The organism is Marinitoga piezophila KA3, from assembly GCF_000255135.1.
In the GTDB taxonomy this organism is placed as follows: domain Bacteria; phylum Thermotogota; class Thermotogae; order Petrotogales; family Petrotogaceae; genus Marinitoga; species Marinitoga piezophila.
Genome location: NC_016751.1, coordinates 1,936,666 through 1,957,025 on the forward strand (window position 1 = coordinate 1,936,666; position 20,360 = coordinate 1,957,025).

Here is a 20,360-nt window from a genome sequence, read left to right on the forward strand (position 1 = left end):
GTTGGTGATATTATGAGTGATGTATTGGGAATAACAATAGTGGGCATTATTATAGTATTTTTAGTTCTTGCAATCCTGAGTGGTTTCTTTATTCTATTTAAATATTTTTCTAAAGGGAACAATAGAGAAGTAAAACGTGAAATTAATATACCACATACAAATCCAAAACCTGTAACAGCTCCAGCAGCAATAAAGTCTGAAGAATTTGATGAAGATGAAGAAGTAGTTGCAGCTATTATGGGAGCTATTACAGCCATGTTAGGGCATAATAGATTTAAAATAAATAATATTAAAGTAAATAAAAATAATTTAAAATCAAGAACCGTAAGCATGTGGGGAAAATTACCAGCCGCTACAGTTTGGCGAGTAAAAAAGATCGGGAGGTAGAATAGAGATGATTAGAAAATTCAATGTAAAGGTAAATGGAAAATCATACGAGGTTGAAGTTGAAGAATTAGGAGTAGAAAGCTCATCACAGACAGTTTCACAACCAGTAGCTCCAGCACCAAAACCAGCAACAGCACCTGCTCCAGCACCTAAACCACAACCAGCTCCACAGCCAGCACCATCAAAACCTGCTTCAACAGCACCAGCTGGTAAAAATGTAGTTAAAGCTCCATTACCAGGAGTTGTTGTTGATATAAATGTTGCAGAAGGTGCAAGGGTTACAAAAGGGCAAAAGTTATTGGTTATTGAAGCAATGAAAATGGAAAACGAAATATTAAGTGATTATGATGGAGTTGTTGAAAGCATACTTGTTAAAAAAGGAGATAGCATAGAAGGAGATCAGGATTTAATAATTATTTCATAAGATTTTAAACTTTTGTTAACCCCTTTCTATTACAATTAAAGTAGTTTTCGCAAAAAGAAAGGGGGATGTAAATAAGTGAGCGTCTTCTTTACATATAAATGCGATCTTTGTGGATATGAATTTACACTGGAACAGGAAGAGCAACATGCAGAGGAAGAGTTTTCGCATTATAAATGCAAAAGATGTAGAGAAATATTTTCTTTTAAGGTAAAGTCAAGTTATTGGACAGGTTCTGTGGAAAAGTATAATCCTGTATGTCCAAAGTGTGAAAGTGGTGAATATTTAGAAAAGATAGATATAAGCAGTTCTATTCCGTGTCCAAAATGTAATAACAATACGAGAATTATAAAATTTGGGACAAGAGTAAATACAGATGAATTATTAAAAAAAGAGCGAGAACTTTTATAATCTCGCTCTTTTTTATCAAAATAAGGGGGGAACAATATGGATTTAGGATTAAAAGATAAAATAGTGTTGGTTACAGCAGGGAGTTCTGGCATAGGAAAAGCAGTAGCAAAAGGATTTGAATTGGAAAATGCTAAACCGGTTGTAGTATCAAGAAATGAAGAAAAATTAAAAAATACAGGATTACCTTATATAAAATGTGATTTATCCAAAAAAGAAGAAATAGATTTTATGATGAAGGAATTTGAAGAAAAATATGGTGTTCCTGATGTAATATTTTTAAATGCCGGAGGTCCAAAATCCGGATATTTTGAGGAAACTTCAGAAAAGGAATGGTATTATGCATTTGAACAAAATTTTATGAGTACTGTGAGAATATTGAATTATTTTTTGCCTAAAATGAAAGAAAAAAATTGGGGAAGAGTTGTTTTTTTAACTTCGTTATCTGTAAAAACACCTATAGAAAATCTGTATGTTTCAAATAGTATTAGATTGGGAATAACAGGTTTAATGAAGACATTATCATTAGAATACGGAAAGTATAATATAACCTTTAATGCTGTTGCACCAGGTTGGACAAAAACAGAAAGGGTAAAGGAATTGGTAAACAAGGAAAAGGAAATTCAAATAGCAAATAACATACCTTTAAAAAGAATGGCAGAACCTGAAGAAATTGCAAATGCAGTAATCTTCCTTTCCTCAGAAAAAGCATCTTATATAAATGGTCAAACATTATTAGTTGATGGTGGATTGGCAAAGTTTCCATTATAAAATAAAAATGCTGGTCAAAAGACCAGCATTTTTTATTTTATTATTTATTTAATTCTTCTAAAACAGCAATACATCTTGGACAAGCGTCAGGGTACTTTTCGTTATTTCCAACTTCTGGATGTATTTTCCAACATCTTTCACATTTCTTTCCTTCTGCTTTTACAACTTTAACTTTTGCAAATTCACCTTCATAACCTTCATCAACACTTCCCAATTCAAATTGTGAAGTAATAAATAAATCAGCAACGAAGTATGGATCGTAAGAAGCCAAAATTTCTTTTAATTCTTCTGATTTTGGTTCAACAATGATTTTGGCATCAAGTGGATGTCCAATGAATTTTTCTCTTCTCTTTTCTTCAAGTGCTTTTGTTACGTCTTCTCTCAACTGGAATATTTTATTCCATTTTTCTTCAAGTTCTTTATCAAAGTATTTTTCGTTTACTTCTGGCCATTCTTCAAGCTGAACAGTTTCATATTTTTTAGTTGGTAAATAAGAATATATTTCTTCTGTTGTAAATGCAAGTAATGGAACCATCAATTTTGTTAAAGCTACAAGAGCTTCATACATTACAGTTTGTGCGGATCTTCTTAATCTTGATTTTGGTAATTCTGTATAAATTCTGTCTTTAATTATATCAAGGTACATAGAACTCATTTCTACTGTACAGAAATTATTGATTAAATGATGAACCCTGAAGAATTCATAATTTTCATAGGCTTCAGTTACCTTTTTAATTAACTGATGAATCTTCATCATTGCCCATTTATCCAATTCTTCCATTTCTTCGTATGGAACAGCATCTACTTCAGGATCAAAGTCAGAGGTATTACCCAATAAGAATCTTATTGTATTTCTATATTTTCTATATACTTCTGTTTGTTGTTTTAAAATTTCAAATGAAACCTTTATATCACCTCTATAGTCACTTGAAGCAACCCAGAGTCTTAAAATGTCTGCACCATATTTATCTATAACATCAAATGGGCTTATAACATTACCGAGGGATTTTGACATCTTTCTTCCATCTTTATCCTTTATAAAACCATGAGTTAATACAGCTTTAAATGGTGCTTTGCCATTTTTTGCAACTGAAAGGAATAATGAACTCTGGAACCAACCTCTATGCTGGTCTGTACCTTCAAGATAAAGATCAACAGGATATTTACCAAGGTCTTCCCTTACATTTACTACAGCATCCCATGATGAACCTGAGTCGATCCATACATCAAGAATATCTTCTTCTTTTTTGAAATGTGTTCCTCCGCATTTTGGACATTTATAGCCTTCTGGTAAGAAATCCTCTACAGGTCTTTCATACCATGCATTTGTACCTTCTTTTTCAACTATTTCTATTACTTTATCCAATACTTCTGGATCGAGGAATGTTTCACCACAATCTTCACAGTATAATGCAGGTATTGGAATACCCCATGCTCTCTGTCTTGAAATACACCAATCAGGTCTGTCCTGAACCATGGCGGTGATTCTATTTTCTCCCCATTCTGGAATCCATTCTACATTTTTAATTTCATCGAGAGCTTTTTGTCTGAGATTATTAGAGTCTACAGAGATGAACCATTGTTCTGTAGCTCTGAAGATAACAGGGTTTTTACATCTCCAACAATGTGGATAAGAGTGAGTAATATCTGCTCTTGCAATTAAATGACCAGATTCTTTTAAATCTTCAATAATAATCTTATTTGCTTTCCATATATGTAAGCCAGCATATTTGCCAGCTTCATTTGTAAATACGCCTTCATGGTTTACTGGAGACAATACAGGAAGTTTGTATCTTAAACCAGTTTGATAGTCATCAGCACCATGTCCAGGAGCTGTATGAACACACCCTGTACCATCTTCAAGAGTTACATAATCAGCCAATACAATTAATGATTCTCTATCCATAAATGGATGTTTAGCCTTTTTGTATTCGAGATCTTTTCCCTTGAATTTTTCAAGTACTTCATATTTTTCAATACCTGCAACCTTCATTAAATTTTCCACTAATGCTTCTGCAAGAATCCATTTTTCTTCACCAACAGAGATTTTTACATAATCATATTCAGGGTGAAGGGCAATTGCAACATTAGCAGGTAATGTCCATGGTGTTGTTGTCCAGATTACAATATATGTACCTGGTTCATCTTCCATTTCAAACTTTACATATATTGATGGGGATGTATGGTCATGATATTCTATTTCTGCTTCGGCTAATGCTGTTTCACAACTTGGACACCAATATATAGGTTTTTTGCTTCTAAAAATATTTCCGTCTTCAGTAAGTTTTTTTACTATTCCAAGTACTTTTGCTTCATAAGCAGGTTCAAGAGTTACATAAGGGTGTTCCCAATCTCCTCTAACTCCCAATCTTTTAAATTCTTCTTTTTGAATTTTTACGAAATCAAGAGCGTATTTTTCACATAATTTTCTTATTTCTAATTTTGACATTTGTTTTGCTTTGTCGCCAAGTTCTGTTGTAACCTTATGTTCTATTGGTAATCCATGAGTATCCCAGCCAGGGACATAAGGAGCTTTAAACCCCTGCATAGTTTTATATTTAATAATTATATCCTTTAAAATCTTATTTAATACGTGTCCAATATGAATATGACCATTTGCATATGGAGGTCCATCGTGCAAAATATACACAGGAGCCTTTTCTCTTTCTTTTCTTACATAATGTTCGAGATCCATTTCTTCCCATTTTTTTAATGTTTCTGGTTCTTTCTTTTTTAAGTTTGCCTTCATACTAAAAGGCGTCTTTGGTAAGTTCAAAGTATCCTTATAATCCAATTTAACACACCTCCATCACATATTTAAAAGTCTATTTATTGTTTCTTTAAATTCAGTAAGATCAAGTGATTTTACAACATATGCATCTGCAGCCCATGAAGCCATATCGCTTTTGTAATGACTATAAGCTGTCATTAAAACGATCTTTTTATCCGGGTATTTTTTTCTAATTTCGCTTGCAAGTTCAAGGCCATTCATTTCTGGCATTTCAATATCAAGAGATATAACATCGAAATTCTGATCATTTGAAAGAATTTCAAGAGCTTTTTTTGCGCCATTTGCCTCTACAACTTCAAAACCGGAATCTTCCAATTCTTCCTTTAATAATAATCTTATATTATCTTCGTCGTCAACGATTAAAATTCTTGCCATTTTAACCCCTCCCTTTTAATTTAAAGGAATTTCAAATCTAAATACAGTAGATTGTTCATCTGATTTTACTAAATAAAGTTTACCTTTATGTTCTTCTTCTATTATCTTTTTACATATAGGCAATCCTAAACCTGTTCCCTGAACTTTTGTGGTAAAAAACGGAGAGAATATCTTTTGTTGTACATCTTCTGGTATTGGATCACCATTATTTTCAATTTCAAAAAATGCGTAATTGTTTTCATATCCTGTTTTTATTTTAATATAATCACCATCATTAGTGGCCTCTATGGCATTTTTTATTAAATTAATAAGTACCTGTTTTACTCTGCTTCTATCACATTTTACCTCTATTTTATCAAACATTTTCTCAAATTTCAAATCTAAATTTTTTTGACTTAAAAAATCATGGTACATTATTATTATTTCATCTATCATTTCATTCATATCAACAATTTCAAATGTCGGTATTCTACTACCTCTACTAAATTCTAAAATTTCAGAAACAATGCTTTCAAGACGCTCTAACTCATCTTTTATAATATTTGAATACTGTTTTATTTTTTCAGGGTTATCCAGTTTTTTCATCATCCTATTTACAAAACCGCCTATAATAGTCAAAGGATTTTTTATTTCATGAGCCACTCTTGCTGTCATTTCACCAATTGCCGCTAATTTTTCTCTTCTTGCAATTTCCTTTTCCATTTTATAATTTTCAGTAACATCATCAAAAGTAACAATAACTCCTTCGATTACATCTAAATCTCTGTTCCATAAAGGTGAAAGTTGAATATCGAAAACTTTTTCTTCATCGCCTGTGGAGATTATATATTTTGGCATTTTCATTTCTTCACGGGTGAAAAAAATGCTTTCAATTGAATTAACAACATCTGCTCCAAGTTTTTCATATAAAATATCAGTTGTCTCTCCTATTACATGCTCGCGAGGCTTATCAAAAAAAACTTCTGCCTTTTTATTCCATTCTAATATTTTACCTTTTCTGTCAATAACAATAACAGCCATGGCGAGATTTTGGAGTATATTTTCATTAAAACGTCTATAAAAATCTATAAGATTTTTTTGTTCTTCAAGTGACTTTGTTTTTTCCTTTAATTCTTCGTAATTTTCAATGGTTTCTATAGATAACCCTATACTATCCTGGAATAATCTTAAAATTTCAATATCCGTAGCAGAAATTTCCTGTCCTGTGAATTTATTATCTGCAATAACAATACCTTTTGTTTCCCATTTTCCTGTAATTGGAATAATAACAAATTCATCATACTGAATAATATCATATAAGTATTGCAATTCATCTTTTTTAAATTTTAGCATTTGCGGAACAACATGAATAATATGTTTTTTGGTTACGGCTCTTTCTAAAATTGTCTGTCCCTTATAAACAATAACCTTGTTTTTAACACTTTCGGTTAATTTATTATTAGTCGGTAATTGTATTGCCTCTTCTCTTAAATATTGAACAATATCACCATATTTTAAAGCTCTTTTATTGGCGTTTTTCCATATTGCTTCAACATCGTCATCATCTGCGGGACCAATCCATATTTTAGGTATTAAAATTCCTCGAACTCTATCTCTTTCTAAATATAAAGCCCTGTTAAATTTTAAACCTCTAACGCTTGTTAACCCCATAAGCATAATTTTTATAGCATTAGTCTTATCGAAAGTTGTTCTAACAGCCTGACTGATTTTATGAAGTGAATTAAGTTTATCAAGATGGTCTCGTTGCACTTTTATAAGATTTTCATGATTTTGTTTTAATGTAATAAGTTTTTCTATTTCGTCTTTTAATTTATCATATAAATATATCCTGCTTAAAGCCAGACCAAGACGTCTTGTGATATTTCTTAATGAAGATAAATCAAATTCATCAAAATGTTTATAAGGTCTGAATCCGTATCCTTCCTCACGATTATATACACTTATCACTCCATATTCAATGTTATCAATTAATATAGGAGCGTATAATGCTGAAAGTAACTCTTTAGCTATAGGAATTTTAAACTCTTTAAATCTTTTTCTTCCAACAACAAGAAAAGGTTTTTTATTTTTTATTGCCATTCCTTCAAGAGAAGATTCGGTATCAAGCATCATATCTGAAATAACTTCTTCTTTAAATCCAGTATATTCTTTTAATATAAGTTTATTTCCCTCATATTTCCAGAAAATAACCCCCTCAGCATGAAGCATATCTTGAATTGTTTTTAATATTTCTTTCATTAATTTTTTTTCATCAAGGATATTTTCAAATAAATCAGTTATTTTTTCCACGTAATCAAGTCTGTTTCTTGTTTCTTCAAGTACAAGAAACTCCATGGTCATTTTCAGAATAACGCTATAGCTTATAGTTTCTTCGTGAAATTTTTCCAATTCTTTTTCTGAAAAGTGCTTTGGGACACCGAAAGCACCTATTAAAGAATCATTTATATTAATAGGAATTAAAAAAATTTCATTATATTTTAAACAATGCAATTCTTCAAAATCACCTACAGTTATTTTAAAAATCTGATTTTTTAAAAGAGACTCATATAATCCCTTATTATCAGAAAAATAAATTTTAAATTTTTCAATTGCCTGACAATCATTTGATGCACCAAGAAGTTTTATTAGATTTCTTGGCGGTTCATGGATAAATATAAAAATATCTGTATTGAACTTTTCAGCCAGACTTTTTGCAGTATTATTCAATATGGTTTTTAAAAGTTTAGTAGGAGGTTCATTTGAAAAACTTCTGAGTAAGTTATTAAGCATATAATCACTCCCGGATTTTATAAATTAAGGGACAAATTAAACTCTCTGTCTTTATTATACTATAAAAAAAGCAATTTTTTAACAATAAAAATCATAAATTAAAATTATTTTGATATAATTAATTGTATTTTTTATTGGAGGTGATTTTAGTGAAAAAAGAAGTTTTAAAAGAGGTATTGTTAATAACAATAGGTACATTTATAAATGCTCTTGGTTGGACATTGTTTCTAATTCCCTGGAAAATAGTTGGTGGGGGATTAAATGGTGTTGGTACAATGATTTATTACATTACCGGTATTCCAGTTGGTTTAAGTTATCTCGCCATGAACGTAATTCTTATTTTCATTGCAATGAGAATTATAGGCAAATCCTTTGGTTTTAAAACTATATATGGAATTGCTGCTTCTTCATTTTTCATTACCTTGCTGCAGAACTATTTTCATTCTCCTATTATAAATGATCAATTTTTATCAGTGGTTATTGGCGGAATACTACTTGGAAGTGGTGTAGGTATAGTTTTTCTTGCAGGAGGAACCACTGGTGGAACAGAAATTATTATTATGATTATAAATAAATATAAAAATCTCAGTCCAGGACGAACACTATTTTTATTTGATGTATTGATTATAGGTAGTTCATTTTTTGTATTTGGTTCATTTGAAAAAATTATATATGGTTATGTGACGATGGCTATTGCTGGGTATGCAACAGATCTTGTGCTTGAAGGTGAAAAATCTTCTGTTCAGCTCTTCATATTCAGCAATAATTATAAAGCTATAGCAGATGAAATTACATCAACTCTTGGAAGAGGGGTAACAATCTTACCTGGCATGGGTTGGTATACAAAAGAAAATAAAAATGTTATTCTTACAATAGTAAGAAGACGCGAATTGCCAACTGTATTAAAAATAATAAAAAATAACGATAAAAATGCATTTGTTTCCATGACTTCTGCAACAGGTGTTTATGGTTTTGGATTTGAAAAATTGAGAGTTTAAATATGATATAATTAATATGAAATAAAATTAAGGAGGAATATTTTAATGTACGATTTTGTTGTTATAAAATATAGTGAAATAGGAACGAAAGGGAAAAATAGAAATGTGTTTGAGAATAAATTAATGAATAATATAGTACTTCAATTGAATCATGAAGTAAATGCAAAGAAGATTTATGGTAGAATCATAATTATTCCAAAGGATAATAAAAAAATAAATGATGAAATGTTAAATAGAATAAAAAAGGTTTTTGGTATAAAGTCAATATCTCCAGCTGTAAAGGTTGAAAAGGATTATGAAGATATAAAAAATAAAATAATAAGTTTATTAAAAGAAAAAAATATAGAATCAGGTACATTTAAGGTTGATACGAGACGTGTTGATAAAATGTTTCCTATTAGAAGCTTTGATTTAAATAAAGATATTGGTGCAGAAATACTTGAAAAATTTCCTGGGATGAAGGTTGATGTTCATAATCCTGATTATTTAATAAGAATTGAAATAAGACATGAAATGGCATTTGTGTATTTTGAAAATCTTGAATGTCATGCTGGATATCCTGTAGGTGCAGGAGGAAAAGCAAGTATTTTATTATCTGGTGGTATTGATAGTCCTGTGGCTGCATGGATGATGATGAAACGTGGAATGAAAATGAATGCTATTTCTTTCTATAGTCCGCCTAATAATAGTGAAAAAACTGTTATGAAATTAGTGGAGTTGAGTAAAGTTTTAAGTACGTATTATCCATTTAAATTCTATCATTATATAATTCCTTTCACTGAAGTTCAAAAGGCTATAAAGAATATTAACGTTGAATCATATTCGTTGATTTTGCAGAGAAGATCAATGATGAGAATTGCAACAATTATTGCTAAAAAAAGTGGTTCTCAGGCATTAATTACAGGTGAAAATATAGGTCAGGTGGCTTCACAAACACTGGAAAATATGATATCCATTTCAGACGCAACTGATATGTTGATTTTAAGGCCATTATTGGCTTTTGAGAAGCTTGATATTGTTAATAAATCAAAGGAAATTGGAACTTATGACATTTCTATATGGCCATATAATGATAGCTGTGTGGCATTTTTACCTAAAAAACCAGCTACAAAATCATTTCCGGACAAAATGAAAAAATACGAAGAAAGAATAGAAAATCTTGAAATTTTAGAAGAAGAAGCAATAAAAAATAGCATTGTATATGTTATTAAAAACGGGGAAGTAGAGGAAAAATACATCTTTCATGAGAGAGAGGTGGTGGATAAGTGAATAAAATAGGGCTGTTTTTTAAAAGGATTTTATTAACAATATGGTTTTATCTGGGATTAATATGGTATGTTGGAATTTATGGTACCTGGGTTATAATCAGATCTAAAATCATAGAAAAAACAAAAGGAAAAGAAAAGGCAGAAGAATATATTATAAATGTTTTAAAAAAATTTGGGAAAAATGCATTTAAGTTAATGGGAGTTAAGGTATATGTAGAAAGTGAATTTGATCTGTCTCAAATGGGCGATGAAGCGTATATGATAGTGGCAAATCATCAAAGTTTACTTGATATTCCTCTTATAATAGGATATGTATTCCCAACAGCGTTTATAGCAAAGAAAGAGCTTTCTAAAGTTCCTATTGTTTCATTTTTTATTAAGGCATTGGGATCTGTATTTATTGAAAGAGGGAATGCAACTCAAAGTGCAAAAGCATTAAGAGAACTGCGAAAAAAATTAATAGATGGCCAGAAACTTGTTTTATTTCCAGAAGGGACAAGAACCTTAGATGGTGAAGTTAAGCCATTTAAACGTGGCTCATTGATGATTCCATACAGATATAAGGTAAAAATATTACCTGTTGCAATTGATGGAGCCTATGAAATTGCTAAAAAGGGACGTTTATATATTACACCACACCCAATAAACATCACTATATTTAAGCCTGTAAATCCTGAAGAATTTGGTAGCGAAGCTGAATTAAGGGATTATATATATAAATTAATTGCCTCAAAAGTGAATAAAAAGGAAGAATTTGAGGAAGTGGTTTAATGTTTAAAAAGGTAGATGTAATTACAATGGGGTTAGATAAAGTATCCAACTCTCCGGTAATCTTTTTAAGAATAGAAAATACAAATATAGGAATTCCAATATGGATAGGAGCCTGTGAAGCAACTTATCTTGCATTATCTATAAACGAGCAAAAAACGCCAAGACCGCTTACACATGATTTATTTTTAAAATTTTTAGAGAATGAGGGATATACAGTTGAAAGAGTAGAAATAATAAATATGGAGAAAGACATATATTATGCCAATATAGTTTTTGAAAAAGATGGTGATGAATTAATATATGATTCAAGACCTTCAGATGCAATAATAATGGCTGTAAAAACGAGAGTTCCAATATATATTAAAGATTCTATAATCATAGAAAATGGCATAGATATATCCTTTATTCCAATTGGTGAACGTGATGATGAAGAAACAGATGAAGAGAGAGAAAAAAGAAAGGAATTTAAAGAATTTATAGAGAATTTTGATATTGATATGATAAAAAAACATTTCTTTGATGAAGGGAAGAAAGAAGATGGAGATTAAAGAGTTTAAAGAGATTTTTGAAAAAAAGGCAGAAGAGATTTTTTCTGAACTAAATTTGCTTGAAGAAATAGAAAAACCTTTTAAATATTCTTTTTTTGCTGGAGGAAAAAGATTAAGGCCATGGATAATATATAATATTGGACGATATTATAATATAGAAGAGGAAAAATTGCTTAGAATAGGTTTTGCTGTAGAAATATTACATACTGCATCGTTAATTCATGATGATTTACCGGCAATAGATAATAGTAATTATAGGCGTGGAAAATTAACCAATCACAAGCAATTTTCAGAATGGCAGGCCATACTTACAGGGGATGCAGGATTTGTTATTCCATTTAAGGTGTTTTCCAATAATTTTTCTATAGATGAATCATATAAATTAACAGGATTTTTCAGTGAAATTATGTTAGATCTTATACAAGGAGAAGCTCTTGATGTAGCATTTGAAAGAGGCATGATATTACCATCGCAAAAATCTGTTGAAGAAATGTATAGAAAAAAAACATCGGCGTTATTTGAATTTTCGTTTGGTGTAATTCCTTATTTAAAGGATCTTAAAGAGGAATATCAATTAATGAAAAAAGCAGGTAAAAACTTTGGACTTGCATTTCAAATATATGATGATTTAAAAGATAAATATGGCAAATTCGAAGAGGTTGGAAAAGATTTAAATAATGACGAAAACAAAATTACTTTAATAGCACTATATTCAGACGAAAAAGCTAAAAATTATGCTGAATTTCTTTTCAAAGAGGCAAATGATATATTATTGAAATTAGGTCTTAAAGATTTTTCAAATGAGATATTAAAAATAAAACAGCTAATTGAAAGGAAGTAAAAATGGCCAAAAAAGAGAAGAAAAAAAAGGAAGAAAAGGAAGAAAAAAAGGAAGGAAAAAAGAAAAAAATAGATTTTTCCAAGATAACTGGAATAATAAAAAAAATAAATATAAAACAATTAATAGCAGATATAAAAAACTTCAAGCAACTACCTAAAAAGAAGAAAATCACGTTGCTTGGAGGTTTTTTGGTTTTTATTATATTTATAATCTCTTTAATCTTAATTCCAACATTTAGAACAAAAAAATTACAGGTTGAAGATGAAGCTAAGTCTGCATCTGTATCCAATCTCTTTTTATATGTTCCGCCTGGAGCATTTCAATATAGAAAAACCTTTACTATAAAGGCATTGAAGGAAAATTCTGCAGAATATCAGAATCTTAAAACCTTTGGTAATTTTTATGGTCCAATATATGAAATAATACCAGATGATAATAAAGAAGAATCTTCGTTAAAACCCATAAAAATAAAATATAGAATACCATTGGATTTATATTATGGAGATAATTTTAATAATTTTGCGATTATGTATGCCTCAAATGATGATCCGCCAATAATAAAAAAATTACCAGGATGCGAAATATTTAAAGACGAAAGTCTTGGGCAATATATAGTTCAGGCAAATGTATTCCATTTTTCAAAATTTGGATTGTATGTAGATTCAAATCCAAAAGAGGTTTCATATGGTATAAAAACATTAATAGAAAAACCGCCATCATTGGAACCTGATCTTTTGCTGGTGCCTGGAGTTGACAATGATTTTCTTGGATATATTCCAAACACACAAACTATTAATAACCTTTATGGTGAAAATGTATGGAGCTTGTATTTCCCAAATAGAACAATATGGTATTATAAATACCCAATTCTTGAATCCAAACCAAAAAATTATATGGATTCATATTTTGGATTTTATATAAGAACTGGAAGTAATAGTTTTTTAGAGTTTGAAGCAGAAAGATTTGCCGCAGAATTAAAAGCAAAACAGAATAAACAATTTGATATTATTGCTCAGGGGATAGGAGCATTAATTGTAAGATATGCATTAGAAACACATCCTGAAATAAAAAATGTTAGAACTTTAACCTTATTTTCACCACCAAATAAAGGAATGAATATAGTTAATCCTATATATTACAACATCATATACAAGAAGAATCCTGAGGTTATGGAGCTCTCTTATGGTATAAACAAAGAGGATTATAATTCATTATTTTTAAATATTAGCTCCAAAATCGAAATGTATGCATCATATTATAAAGATTTGCTTCCGGATTCAAAGTTTATAAGAAAATTAAATAATATGAAAACAAGAAAAGATATTGACTATTATGTAATAATGGGAACAAAACCAGATTTAAATGCTTATTTAAAAAATTCAAAGTTAAAAGATTTTTATCCAGAATTAATTGATGGTATAGGAGATGGGCTTGTTACATTAAAAAGTGCCGAATTAAAAAACGCCAGGATGTTTACATTTGATTTATCCTATGACAAACTATATTCTGACAACAATGTTTTAAAAACTGTTCAAAAATTATTGTCAAAAGATATAAAAACGGTAAAAATCCCTCAAATAAAAGACGATGATTTTGTTGAATCACAAAAAGAGTTAGAAGAAAAGAAAAAAGAAATGGAATTAAAAACAGAAAAAGAATCACTGGCAAATATATTTGTAAAATCCAGCTCCTATATGAAACTTCACATGATAGATTTAGAAGAACAATTGTTATATATTTCTAAATTAACTTATGGAAAAATATATATGCTTGGAGATAATGCCTTTGTGGTTTCAGATAATGGGGTATATGATCTTGATGGAAGGAATATATTAAATAAAAAAATACTTGGAAGCATAGAATATAAAAAACGTTTATATGTAACTACAATAGATGGGGTTTATGCTATAGATGCCAGTTCAAATGAATTTATGAAAATAAAAAATATAGATTTTGAAGTCCATAATAACGTTTATTACCTTCCGGAAATCAGGAAATATATATATGTTGATTATCAGGATGGTCTTGCAAAAGTATATGAAAATAATGAACTTATATCTGAAAAGACCCCTTTTGACTCTATAAAAGTAATAAATAATGACTTTTATATAATTTTAGGAAATAAGGTCTTAAAAAGAAAAGAAGATAAATGGGTTACAGTAGTTACCAGAGCTGGTATAGAAGATTTAACAAGAAAACCTATAGGTAATATAATTGATTATTATTCAAGATCATATTATATTTTCCTGCTTACATCTGATTATAGATTGGTGGTATATGATACTAAAAACTCAAAAGTTCAATTTGTTGGAGATGGCGATGTAGGCAAGATGAAGTTACTTGAAAATAACAATAGATTATGGATATTTGATAGAAATTTTGCAACATATATAGATTTAAAAAACAAGGTGTTTCCAGGTGTTTATGATTCAATTACAGATTTTGAAATTATAGATATAATAGGAATAGAAAAAGATACGTTTTTGCTTCTTATAAAAAAAGACGGGGGATTTGAATTATGGAAAGCAAAAGTAAAGTTTTAATATTATTAATTTTTATAATTTTGAATATAGTGATTTTTTCCCAGACACTTCTTGAAAAGGCTGAAGTGTATTATTTTAATGGGAAAAGCTCTTTTCAGTCTGGCGAATACAAAGCTGCAGAAAGATATTTTCAGGAAGCTTTAAGTTTAACAGCTGAAATAGAGATAAAATATCCTGATATTAGATATATGCTTGGATGGACAAAATTCTATTTAAAAAAATATACTGAAGCTGAAAAATATTTAAAATATTATCCCAATGATGAAAAAGTTCAATTAGCTTTGAAAAGTATAAGAGAAGGTAATATAGAAGAAGATTTACATTTTAAAAGTGCAAACATAACCACCGAAGAAGCAACTGGAACAGAAGAAGAAAAGATAAAAATTCCAATTACTGCTTATATTATAGCCTCTGCCATTATACTTTTAATTATTTTATTATTAGTAGGTTTATCATATTTCTTTGTATTTAGAAAATACTCATTAGGTGCTAAAGGTGCAAAGGTTGAAAAAGAAGAAGAAGAAACTATTGAAGAAGTTGAAGTTGAAGAAGAAGTAATTCCTGTAGAAGAAATACTTGAAGTAAAGGTTGATGAATTAGAGGAATTATGGCAGGAATATGAAAAGATGAAACAAAAAATGGATATTGATGAAGAAGAAATATCCAATGAATCAGTTTTGCCAGAAGCTGAACCGCAAAATGCACCACCACCGCCACCTCCACCACCTGCACCACAAATTCAGGACAATACAGAGGAAAATCTGGAAGAATTAGATGTGGATAATCTGCTTGAAGAAAGCGAACCGCCTCAAAATGTTGAGGAAAATATAGAAGAAGAAAATATGACAGAGGAAAATATAGAAGAAAATATAGAGGAGCAAGTAGAGGAAAAGAACATAGATATAGAGGATTTAATCGAAGAAAAAAATCAGGAAACAGGTGAAGAAGAAAATACAGAAGCTGAAAATGAAACTGATACTGATGAGGGCGATAATACAATTGATGAAGTTATAGAAAAAGATAAAGTAAAAAACTTAGATGAAATAGAAACTGTAAAACCACATATGGAAGTTGTCGCGAAATATAATAAAATTATGAAAGAACCAGGTGGGGCAATAGTAGCTTCAAATGTAAAAGGAATAGAAAGTTTAGAAAATCTGGATGAGGAAGTTGCAAACAAGGGTGGAGTTTATTCAAAAGGAGACTTACATACAATATTCAAGGAAATTTTCGCGGAAAGAAATAGAGATGAACTGATGATAGAATAGAAGAAAAATAAAAAAATGGAGCGGGCGACGGGATTCGAACCCGCGACATTCAGCTTGGGAAGCTGACGCTCTACCAGCTGAGCTACACCCGCAACCGATACAAATTATACCATTTTTAAAAGATGATTTCAAGGGGGTAATTATGAAAGATAGATTATTTAAAAAAGTATTTATAATTTCAATTTCAATATATCTTTTAGCTGTAATATTTCTATTACCCGGAGTGTTTTCAGGAAAAATCTTATTAAATCAGGTTATATTGAATTTTGGTTCATTACAAATAAGATGGTATGGTTTATTAATTGCAACAGGTGTTTTTTTAAGTTTTTATCTTGCAAATGATACTGCAAAAAAATGGAATATTTCAGAAGATGACCTTTCAAATGCTGTGATGATAGGGATTATATTTTCCATTATTGGAGCACGTGCATATTATGTAACATTTAATTGGGATTATTATTCGAAATTACCTTTTAGTGAAGTATTTAAAACGTGGCATGGTGGAATGGCAATTCATGGTGGAATTCTGGGGGCGTTAATAGCAGTATATTTATATACAAAAATAAAAAAGAATATAACATTTAATTTCTTACAGGGATTGGATTTAATGGCACATGTGCTCCCGCTTGGGCAGGCAATAGGAAGATGGGGAAACTTTTTTAATTATGAAGCATATGGTTCTCCCACAAATCTTCCATGGAAGATGTATATACCGCCACAATTTAGAATGCCAGGATATGAAAGCTATGAATACTTCCATCCAACCTTTTTGTATGAATCAACATGGGATTTATTAATATTTTTATTCTTATTCTATTATGCAAGGAATAAAAAAAGGTTTGACGGTGAAATAATATCATTGTATTTGATATTATACTCAGCAGGACGTGGAGTAATAGAATTATTAAGAACAGATTCTTTAATGTTCTTAAATATGAAGGTAGCAGTATTAATAAGTATTTTATTTATAATAATAGGAATATCTTTATACATAATATTATCCAAAAAAGCTAAACAGGAGGGATAAAATGGAAAAGGCTTATGTAGGAAAAGCTATGGAAGTAGAGCCAATTACATATGATGATGGTGTGAATGTAAAAGGTGCTCACAAAAGAGTGCTCATAGGTAATAAATTGGGTGCACCTAACTTTGTAATGAGACTTTTTACAATAGAAAAAGGTGGATTTACACCTAAACATACACACAATTGGGAACATGAGGTTTTTGTGGTAAAAGGAAAATTAGAGGTATTCAATGGCGAAGAAACAGTTATCGCTGAAGAAGGAGATTTTGTATTTGTTCCACCAAATGTAGAACATCAATTTAAAAATATAAATGATGGAGAAAGTCAATTTATTTGTGTAATTCCAAAAAGTGGAGGAGAATAATAAGTGAGATTAGTAGATACACATTGTCATTTAAATTTAATAGAAGAAAGAAATGAAATAATAAAGAAATTTGATAATGAAAATATGGAATTTGTTATAGAGGTTGGAATAGATATAGACAATTCATTTAATACAGTAGAGCTCGCAAATACATATGAAAAAATATATGCCTCTGTTGGTATTCATCCAAATGATTCATCTAATTTAAGCAATAAAGATTTTGACACAATAAAAATTCTTGCATCAAATGAAAAGGTTATTGCAATTGGTGAAATAGGTCTTGACTATTATAGGGAATACACAACAAAAAAAGATCAGTATAAATCTTTTATAAATCAATTAGAAATTGCAAAAGAAATTGGCTTGCCTGTTATTTTACATATCAGGGAAGCATATGAAGATGCATTTAATCTATTAGTTGAAAATGGGATTCCAGATAAATTAGGTGTAGTTCATTGCTTCTCTTCAGATTGGAAAACGGCAAGAAAATTCCTTGATCTGGGATTTTATATTGGAATAGATGGACCAATTACATTTAAAAACAATCATAAGCTTGTAGAAGTTGTAAAAAATACGCCAATTGAAATGATATTACCGGAAACAGATTCCCCATTTTTAACCCCTGTTCCATATAGAGGCAAAAGAAACAATCCGTTATATGTAAAATACGTTATTGAAAAAATAGCAGAAATAAAGGAAATATCAATTGATGAAACATCGGAAATACTATTAAACAATGCTAAAAAAGCATTTTCAATAAAATAAGGCTGGCTTAAAGCCAGCCTTATTTTATTATTAAAGTTCAAAATACATTTCAAATTCTTTTGAAACAGGAATTGAATAAATAAGATTTGCTTCTTTCATTTTAGTGTCATACCATTTATTAATTAATTCTTCAGGGAATGTTTTTAAATAATCTTTGTCATCTTTAAGACCTTTCATTACCAATCTTAAATCAAGAGGGAATACCTTTTCATTTTCTCCTTTAGAATGGAAGCCTAATTCTACGGGATCAAGCTTCTTTTCTATGCCAGAAATACCTGCTAAAACCATTGCAGAAAGGAAGAAATAAACATTTGCTGAGCCATCGCCAGTTCTAAATTCAATTCTTGTATCAGCCTTGCTTAAATATCCAGGAATTCTTACAGCTGCGCTTCTGCTACCTTTTGAAAATGAAGCAGAAATAGGTGCTTCAAAACCTGGAACAAGTCTTTTGTATGAATTAGTTGAAGGATTTGACCAGGATAACAACGAACCTGTTAAACTGTGATTTAAAATACCGGCAGTATAATTTAAAGCCAATTCGCTTAAATTATACAATTCATCACCAACAAACAAGCTCTTTCCATCTTTTTCAAGGTATTGATGAACGTGCATACCATTTCCTGCCATATTAAACATAGGTTTTGGCATAAAGGTTACATATAATCCGTATCTTTCAGCTATTTTTCTTATTATATATTTTGCCAAAGTAACGTTATCTGCAGCATCAACGAGACTCATGAAATTCAATTCAATTTCATGTTGTGCAATACCAACTTCGTGATGGTGGTATTTTACAGGAATACCAGCATTTTCAAGTGATTTAACAATTTCATTTCTTAAAGTGAAATGAATATCATAAGGTTCATTTAAATGATATGATGAACCATAAGTTTTTGGCTGATTGTCTTCATAACCGAGTCCTTCATCATTTTCAAGGAAGTAATATGATTCTGTTTCGCCAGTTTTAAAGGTTATACCGTCAAATATATGAAATTCCAATTCAACTAACATTTTTGCATCATCTGCAATGCCGCTTTCTTTTATATATTTTAAAGTTTCTTTAGCAATGCTTCTTGGATATTGTGCAAAAAATTTACCGGTTGAAGGACTGATTACATCTGATAAAACATGAACAATTTTCATTCCTTCATTTTCTTCGACAAAGATTTTTGATAAATCAGGAATAGCCACCATATCTGAATCAGTAACCTTGGCAAAACCGAAGTTAGAAGCATCAAAACCGATACCTTCTTTAAAAGTCTTTTCTGAAACATAACTCTTTGGAAGAGTAACGTGCTTTAATCTTCCGAAAATATCAACAACCATAATATCTAAAAAATCATACTCTTCAGGAATTTTATCCACTTTAAAAAAGTTAATCATAGCTGCACCTCCAATAATATATTTTCACCATGTGTACTATATCACTTCTTTAATAAAAAACATAATCATTAAAACAGTTACTCAAGGCTATTAAAGCTATTTATAAAATATTACGCGCTATTTTTATCTAATTTTTGATTTTTACTTATTTAGAAGGTATTACGGAGTTGAGAATATATATGCTTTTATAGAAATTTCTCGCGAGTGGATTATAGAATAGTTTGAAAAAAATAAAAGTTCATTCATACGACTTGAGCACTAATCCTCAAAAGCTTTTTTTAAAAATAGAAATAATAATAATCGCTCAAACGGTAGAAAATTCTAATCCTCAAAAATTCTCGTTCCCGCCGGCCGTTGCAGACTCACGTCCATGTTCGTCTTCACTCAAAATCACATCTGTGTGATTTTGTCCGGCTCCACTTCGAATTTTTTCGGGAATTTTCAAGTTTTCGCTCATATTATTATTTCTATTTTCTTATTTCTTATTATATTTTATTATATAAGTAAAACATAAAAGAAAACTGAATAAAAAGATGAACGAATGCTCGAAGATTGCCCGAAAAAAACTGCGAATGAAGAGGGACAAAAAAACAGGAAGTTTTCTAGAATGATATTTTTAAAGAACTTTTATTTTTTTCAATCTACAACGAAATCAAATCATGAAC

The 20,360-nt window shown here is 30.0% G+C and carries 18 protein-coding genes and 1 tRNA gene; 14 read left to right on the top strand and 5 right to left on the bottom strand.

The window, feature by feature from the left end; genetic code table 11:
- The first annotated feature begins 12 nt into the window (after positions 1-12).
- The 4 genes from MARPI_RS09165 (at position 13) to MARPI_RS09180 (ending at position 1,987) form a co-directional block, all read left to right on the top strand.
- The gene (locus MARPI_RS09165; protein WP_050899166.1) at positions 13-387 is read left to right on the top strand and encodes an OadG family transporter subunit; all 375 of its coding nucleotides are present in this window, start codon (positions 13-15) and stop codon (positions 385-387) included.
- Between the two features lie 7 nt (positions 388-394).
- Positions 395-811 carry a biotin/lipoyl-containing protein gene (locus tag MARPI_RS09170; protein WP_014297314.1) on the top strand — a complete coding sequence of 139 codons (417 nt, stop codon included), beginning with the start codon at positions 395-397 and terminating at the stop codon, positions 809-811.
- 75 nt (positions 812-886) lie between these two features.
- Positions 887-1,219, top strand: a complete 333-nt coding sequence (locus MARPI_RS09175; protein WP_014297315.1) for a hypothetical protein — start codon at positions 887-889, stop codon at positions 1,217-1,219.
- Positions 1,220-1,255: 36 nt separating this feature from the next.
- Positions 1,256-1,987, top strand: coding sequence for an SDR family oxidoreductase (locus tag MARPI_RS09180; RefSeq protein ID WP_014297316.1), 732 nt, complete (start codon positions 1,256-1,258; stop codon positions 1,985-1,987).
- A gap of 40 nt (positions 1,988-2,027) precedes the next feature.
- Here MARPI_RS09180 and ileS read toward each other — a convergent pair whose 3' ends face one another.
- From ileS to MARPI_RS09195, 3 genes are read right to left on the bottom strand one after another with little or no spacing between them, the layout of a single operon-like run.
- Positions 2,028-4,781 carry an isoleucine--tRNA ligase gene (gene ileS, locus MARPI_RS09185; protein WP_014297317.1) on the bottom strand — a complete coding sequence of 918 codons (2,754 nt, stop codon included), beginning with the start codon at positions 4,779-4,781 and terminating at the stop codon, positions 2,028-2,030.
- A gap of 15 nt (positions 4,782-4,796) precedes the next feature.
- Positions 4,797-5,153 (bottom strand): response regulator, encoded by a 357-nt coding sequence (locus tag MARPI_RS09190; protein ID WP_014297318.1) that lies wholly within the window; start codon positions 5,151-5,153, stop codon positions 4,797-4,799.
- A 15-nt stretch (positions 5,154-5,168) separates the two neighbouring features.
- A complete protein-coding gene (locus MARPI_RS09195) occupies positions 5,169-7,922 on the bottom strand; it encodes an ATP-binding protein (RefSeq protein WP_014297319.1) in 2,754 nt (917 codons plus the stop codon).
- Between the two features lie 149 nt (positions 7,923-8,071).
- Between MARPI_RS09195 and MARPI_RS09200 the strand changes: the two genes are divergently transcribed.
- The 7 genes from MARPI_RS09200 to MARPI_RS09230 are packed head-to-tail and all read left to right on the top strand — an operon-like array spanning position 8,072 to position 16,159.
- A complete protein-coding gene (locus tag MARPI_RS09200) occupies positions 8,072-8,920 on the top strand; it encodes a YitT family protein (protein WP_014297320.1) in 849 nt (282 codons plus the stop codon).
- Positions 8,921-8,965: 45 nt separating this feature from the next.
- Positions 8,966-10,189 (top strand): tRNA uracil 4-sulfurtransferase ThiI, encoded by a 1,224-nt coding sequence (gene thiI / locus MARPI_RS09205; protein ID WP_014297321.1) that lies wholly within the window; start codon positions 8,966-8,968, stop codon positions 10,187-10,189.
- Positions 10,186-10,959 carry a lysophospholipid acyltransferase family protein gene (locus tag MARPI_RS09210; RefSeq protein WP_014297322.1) on the top strand — a complete coding sequence of 258 codons (774 nt, stop codon included), beginning with the start codon at positions 10,186-10,188 and terminating at the stop codon, positions 10,957-10,959. The genes thiI and MARPI_RS09210 overlap by 4 nt, the downstream gene beginning before the upstream one ends.
- A complete protein-coding gene (locus MARPI_RS09215; protein ID WP_014297323.1) occupies positions 10,959-11,507 on the top strand; it encodes a bifunctional nuclease family protein in 549 nt (182 codons plus the stop codon). Before MARPI_RS09210 ends, MARPI_RS09215 begins: the two co-directional genes overlap by 1 nt.
- Positions 11,497-12,348, top strand: coding sequence for a polyprenyl synthetase family protein (locus tag MARPI_RS09220; RefSeq protein WP_014297324.1), 852 nt, complete (start codon positions 11,497-11,499; stop codon positions 12,346-12,348). The genes MARPI_RS09215 and MARPI_RS09220 overlap by 11 nt, the downstream gene beginning before the upstream one ends.
- 2 nt (positions 12,349-12,350) lie before the next feature.
- A complete protein-coding gene (locus MARPI_RS09225; protein ID WP_014297325.1) occupies positions 12,351-14,891 on the top strand; it encodes a hypothetical protein in 2,541 nt (846 codons plus the stop codon).
- Positions 14,867-16,159, top strand: a complete 1,293-nt coding sequence (locus MARPI_RS09230) for a tetratricopeptide repeat protein (RefSeq protein ID WP_014297326.1) — start codon at positions 14,867-14,869, stop codon at positions 16,157-16,159. The genes MARPI_RS09225 and MARPI_RS09230 overlap by 25 nt, the downstream gene beginning before the upstream one ends.
- A 16-nt stretch (positions 16,160-16,175) precedes the next feature.
- On the opposite strand, the gene MARPI_RS09235 is transcribed toward MARPI_RS09230, so the two are convergent.
- Positions 16,176-16,251 (bottom strand) — tRNA-Gly (locus MARPI_RS09235).
- A gap of 50 nt (positions 16,252-16,301) precedes the next feature.
- On the opposite strand from MARPI_RS09235, the gene lgt reads away from it, so the two are divergent.
- Genes lgt through MARPI_RS09250 form a run of 3 tightly spaced genes read left to right on the top strand, consistent with a single transcriptional unit; the run spans position 16,302 to position 18,312 of the window.
- On the top strand, positions 16,302-17,186 hold the full coding sequence (gene lgt, locus MARPI_RS09240) for a prolipoprotein diacylglyceryl transferase (protein ID WP_014297327.1): 885 nt from the start codon (positions 16,302-16,304) through the stop codon (positions 17,184-17,186).
- Between the two features lies 1 nt (position 17,187).
- Positions 17,188-17,547 (top strand): cupin domain-containing protein, encoded by a 360-nt coding sequence (locus tag MARPI_RS09245; RefSeq protein WP_014297328.1) that lies wholly within the window; start codon positions 17,188-17,190, stop codon positions 17,545-17,547.
- Between the two features lie 3 nt (positions 17,548-17,550).
- Entirely contained in the window at positions 17,551-18,312 is a 762-nt protein-coding gene (locus MARPI_RS09250; protein ID WP_014297329.1) for a TatD family hydrolase, read from the top strand.
- A 30-nt stretch (positions 18,313-18,342) separates the two neighbouring features.
- Here MARPI_RS09250 and MARPI_RS09255 read toward each other — a convergent pair whose 3' ends face one another.
- Entirely contained in the window at positions 18,343-19,695 is a 1,353-nt protein-coding gene (locus tag MARPI_RS09255; RefSeq protein ID WP_014297330.1) for a glutamine synthetase family protein, read from the bottom strand.
- Positions 19,696-20,360 lie beyond the last annotated feature (665 nt).

Bases quoted from the DNA above. Each gene is read 5' to 3' on its own strand.
- MARPI_RS09255 (WP_014297330.1), bottom strand. From the start codon at position 19,695: ATGATTAACTTTTTTAAAGTGGATAAAATTCCTGAAGAGTATGATTTT.
- MARPI_RS09245 (WP_014297328.1), top strand. From the start codon at position 17,188: ATGGAAAAGGCTTATGTAGGAAAAGCTATGGAAGTAGAGCCAATTACA.
- MARPI_RS09190 (WP_014297318.1), bottom strand. From the start codon at position 5,153: ATGGCAAGAATTTTAATCGTTGACGACGAAGATAATATAAGATTATTA.
- MARPI_RS09215 (WP_014297323.1), top strand. From the start codon at position 10,959: ATGTTTAAAAAGGTAGATGTAATTACAATGGGGTTAGATAAAGTATCC.
- MARPI_RS09165 (WP_050899166.1), top strand. From the start codon at position 13: ATGAGTGATGTATTGGGAATAACAATAGTGGGCATTATTATAGTATTT.
- MARPI_RS09230 (WP_014297326.1), top strand. From the start codon at position 14,867: ATGGAAAGCAAAAGTAAAGTTTTAATATTATTAATTTTTATAATTTTG.
- MARPI_RS09225 (WP_014297325.1), top strand. From the start codon at position 12,351: ATGGCCAAAAAAGAGAAGAAAAAAAAGGAAGAAAAGGAAGAAAAAAAG.
- MARPI_RS09180 (WP_014297316.1), top strand. From the start codon at position 1,256: ATGGATTTAGGATTAAAAGATAAAATAGTGTTGGTTACAGCAGGGAGT.
- thiI (WP_014297321.1), top strand. From the start codon at position 8,966: ATGTACGATTTTGTTGTTATAAAATATAGTGAAATAGGAACGAAAGGG.
- lgt (WP_014297327.1), top strand. From the start codon at position 16,302: ATGAAAGATAGATTATTTAAAAAAGTATTTATAATTTCAATTTCAATA.
- MARPI_RS09170 (WP_014297314.1), top strand. From the start codon at position 395: ATGATTAGAAAATTCAATGTAAAGGTAAATGGAAAATCATACGAGGTT.
- MARPI_RS09220 (WP_014297324.1), top strand. From the start codon at position 11,497: ATGGAGATTAAAGAGTTTAAAGAGATTTTTGAAAAAAAGGCAGAAGAG.
- MARPI_RS09195 (WP_014297319.1), bottom strand. From the start codon at position 7,922: ATGCTTAATAACTTACTCAGAAGTTTTTCAAATGAACCTCCTACTAAA.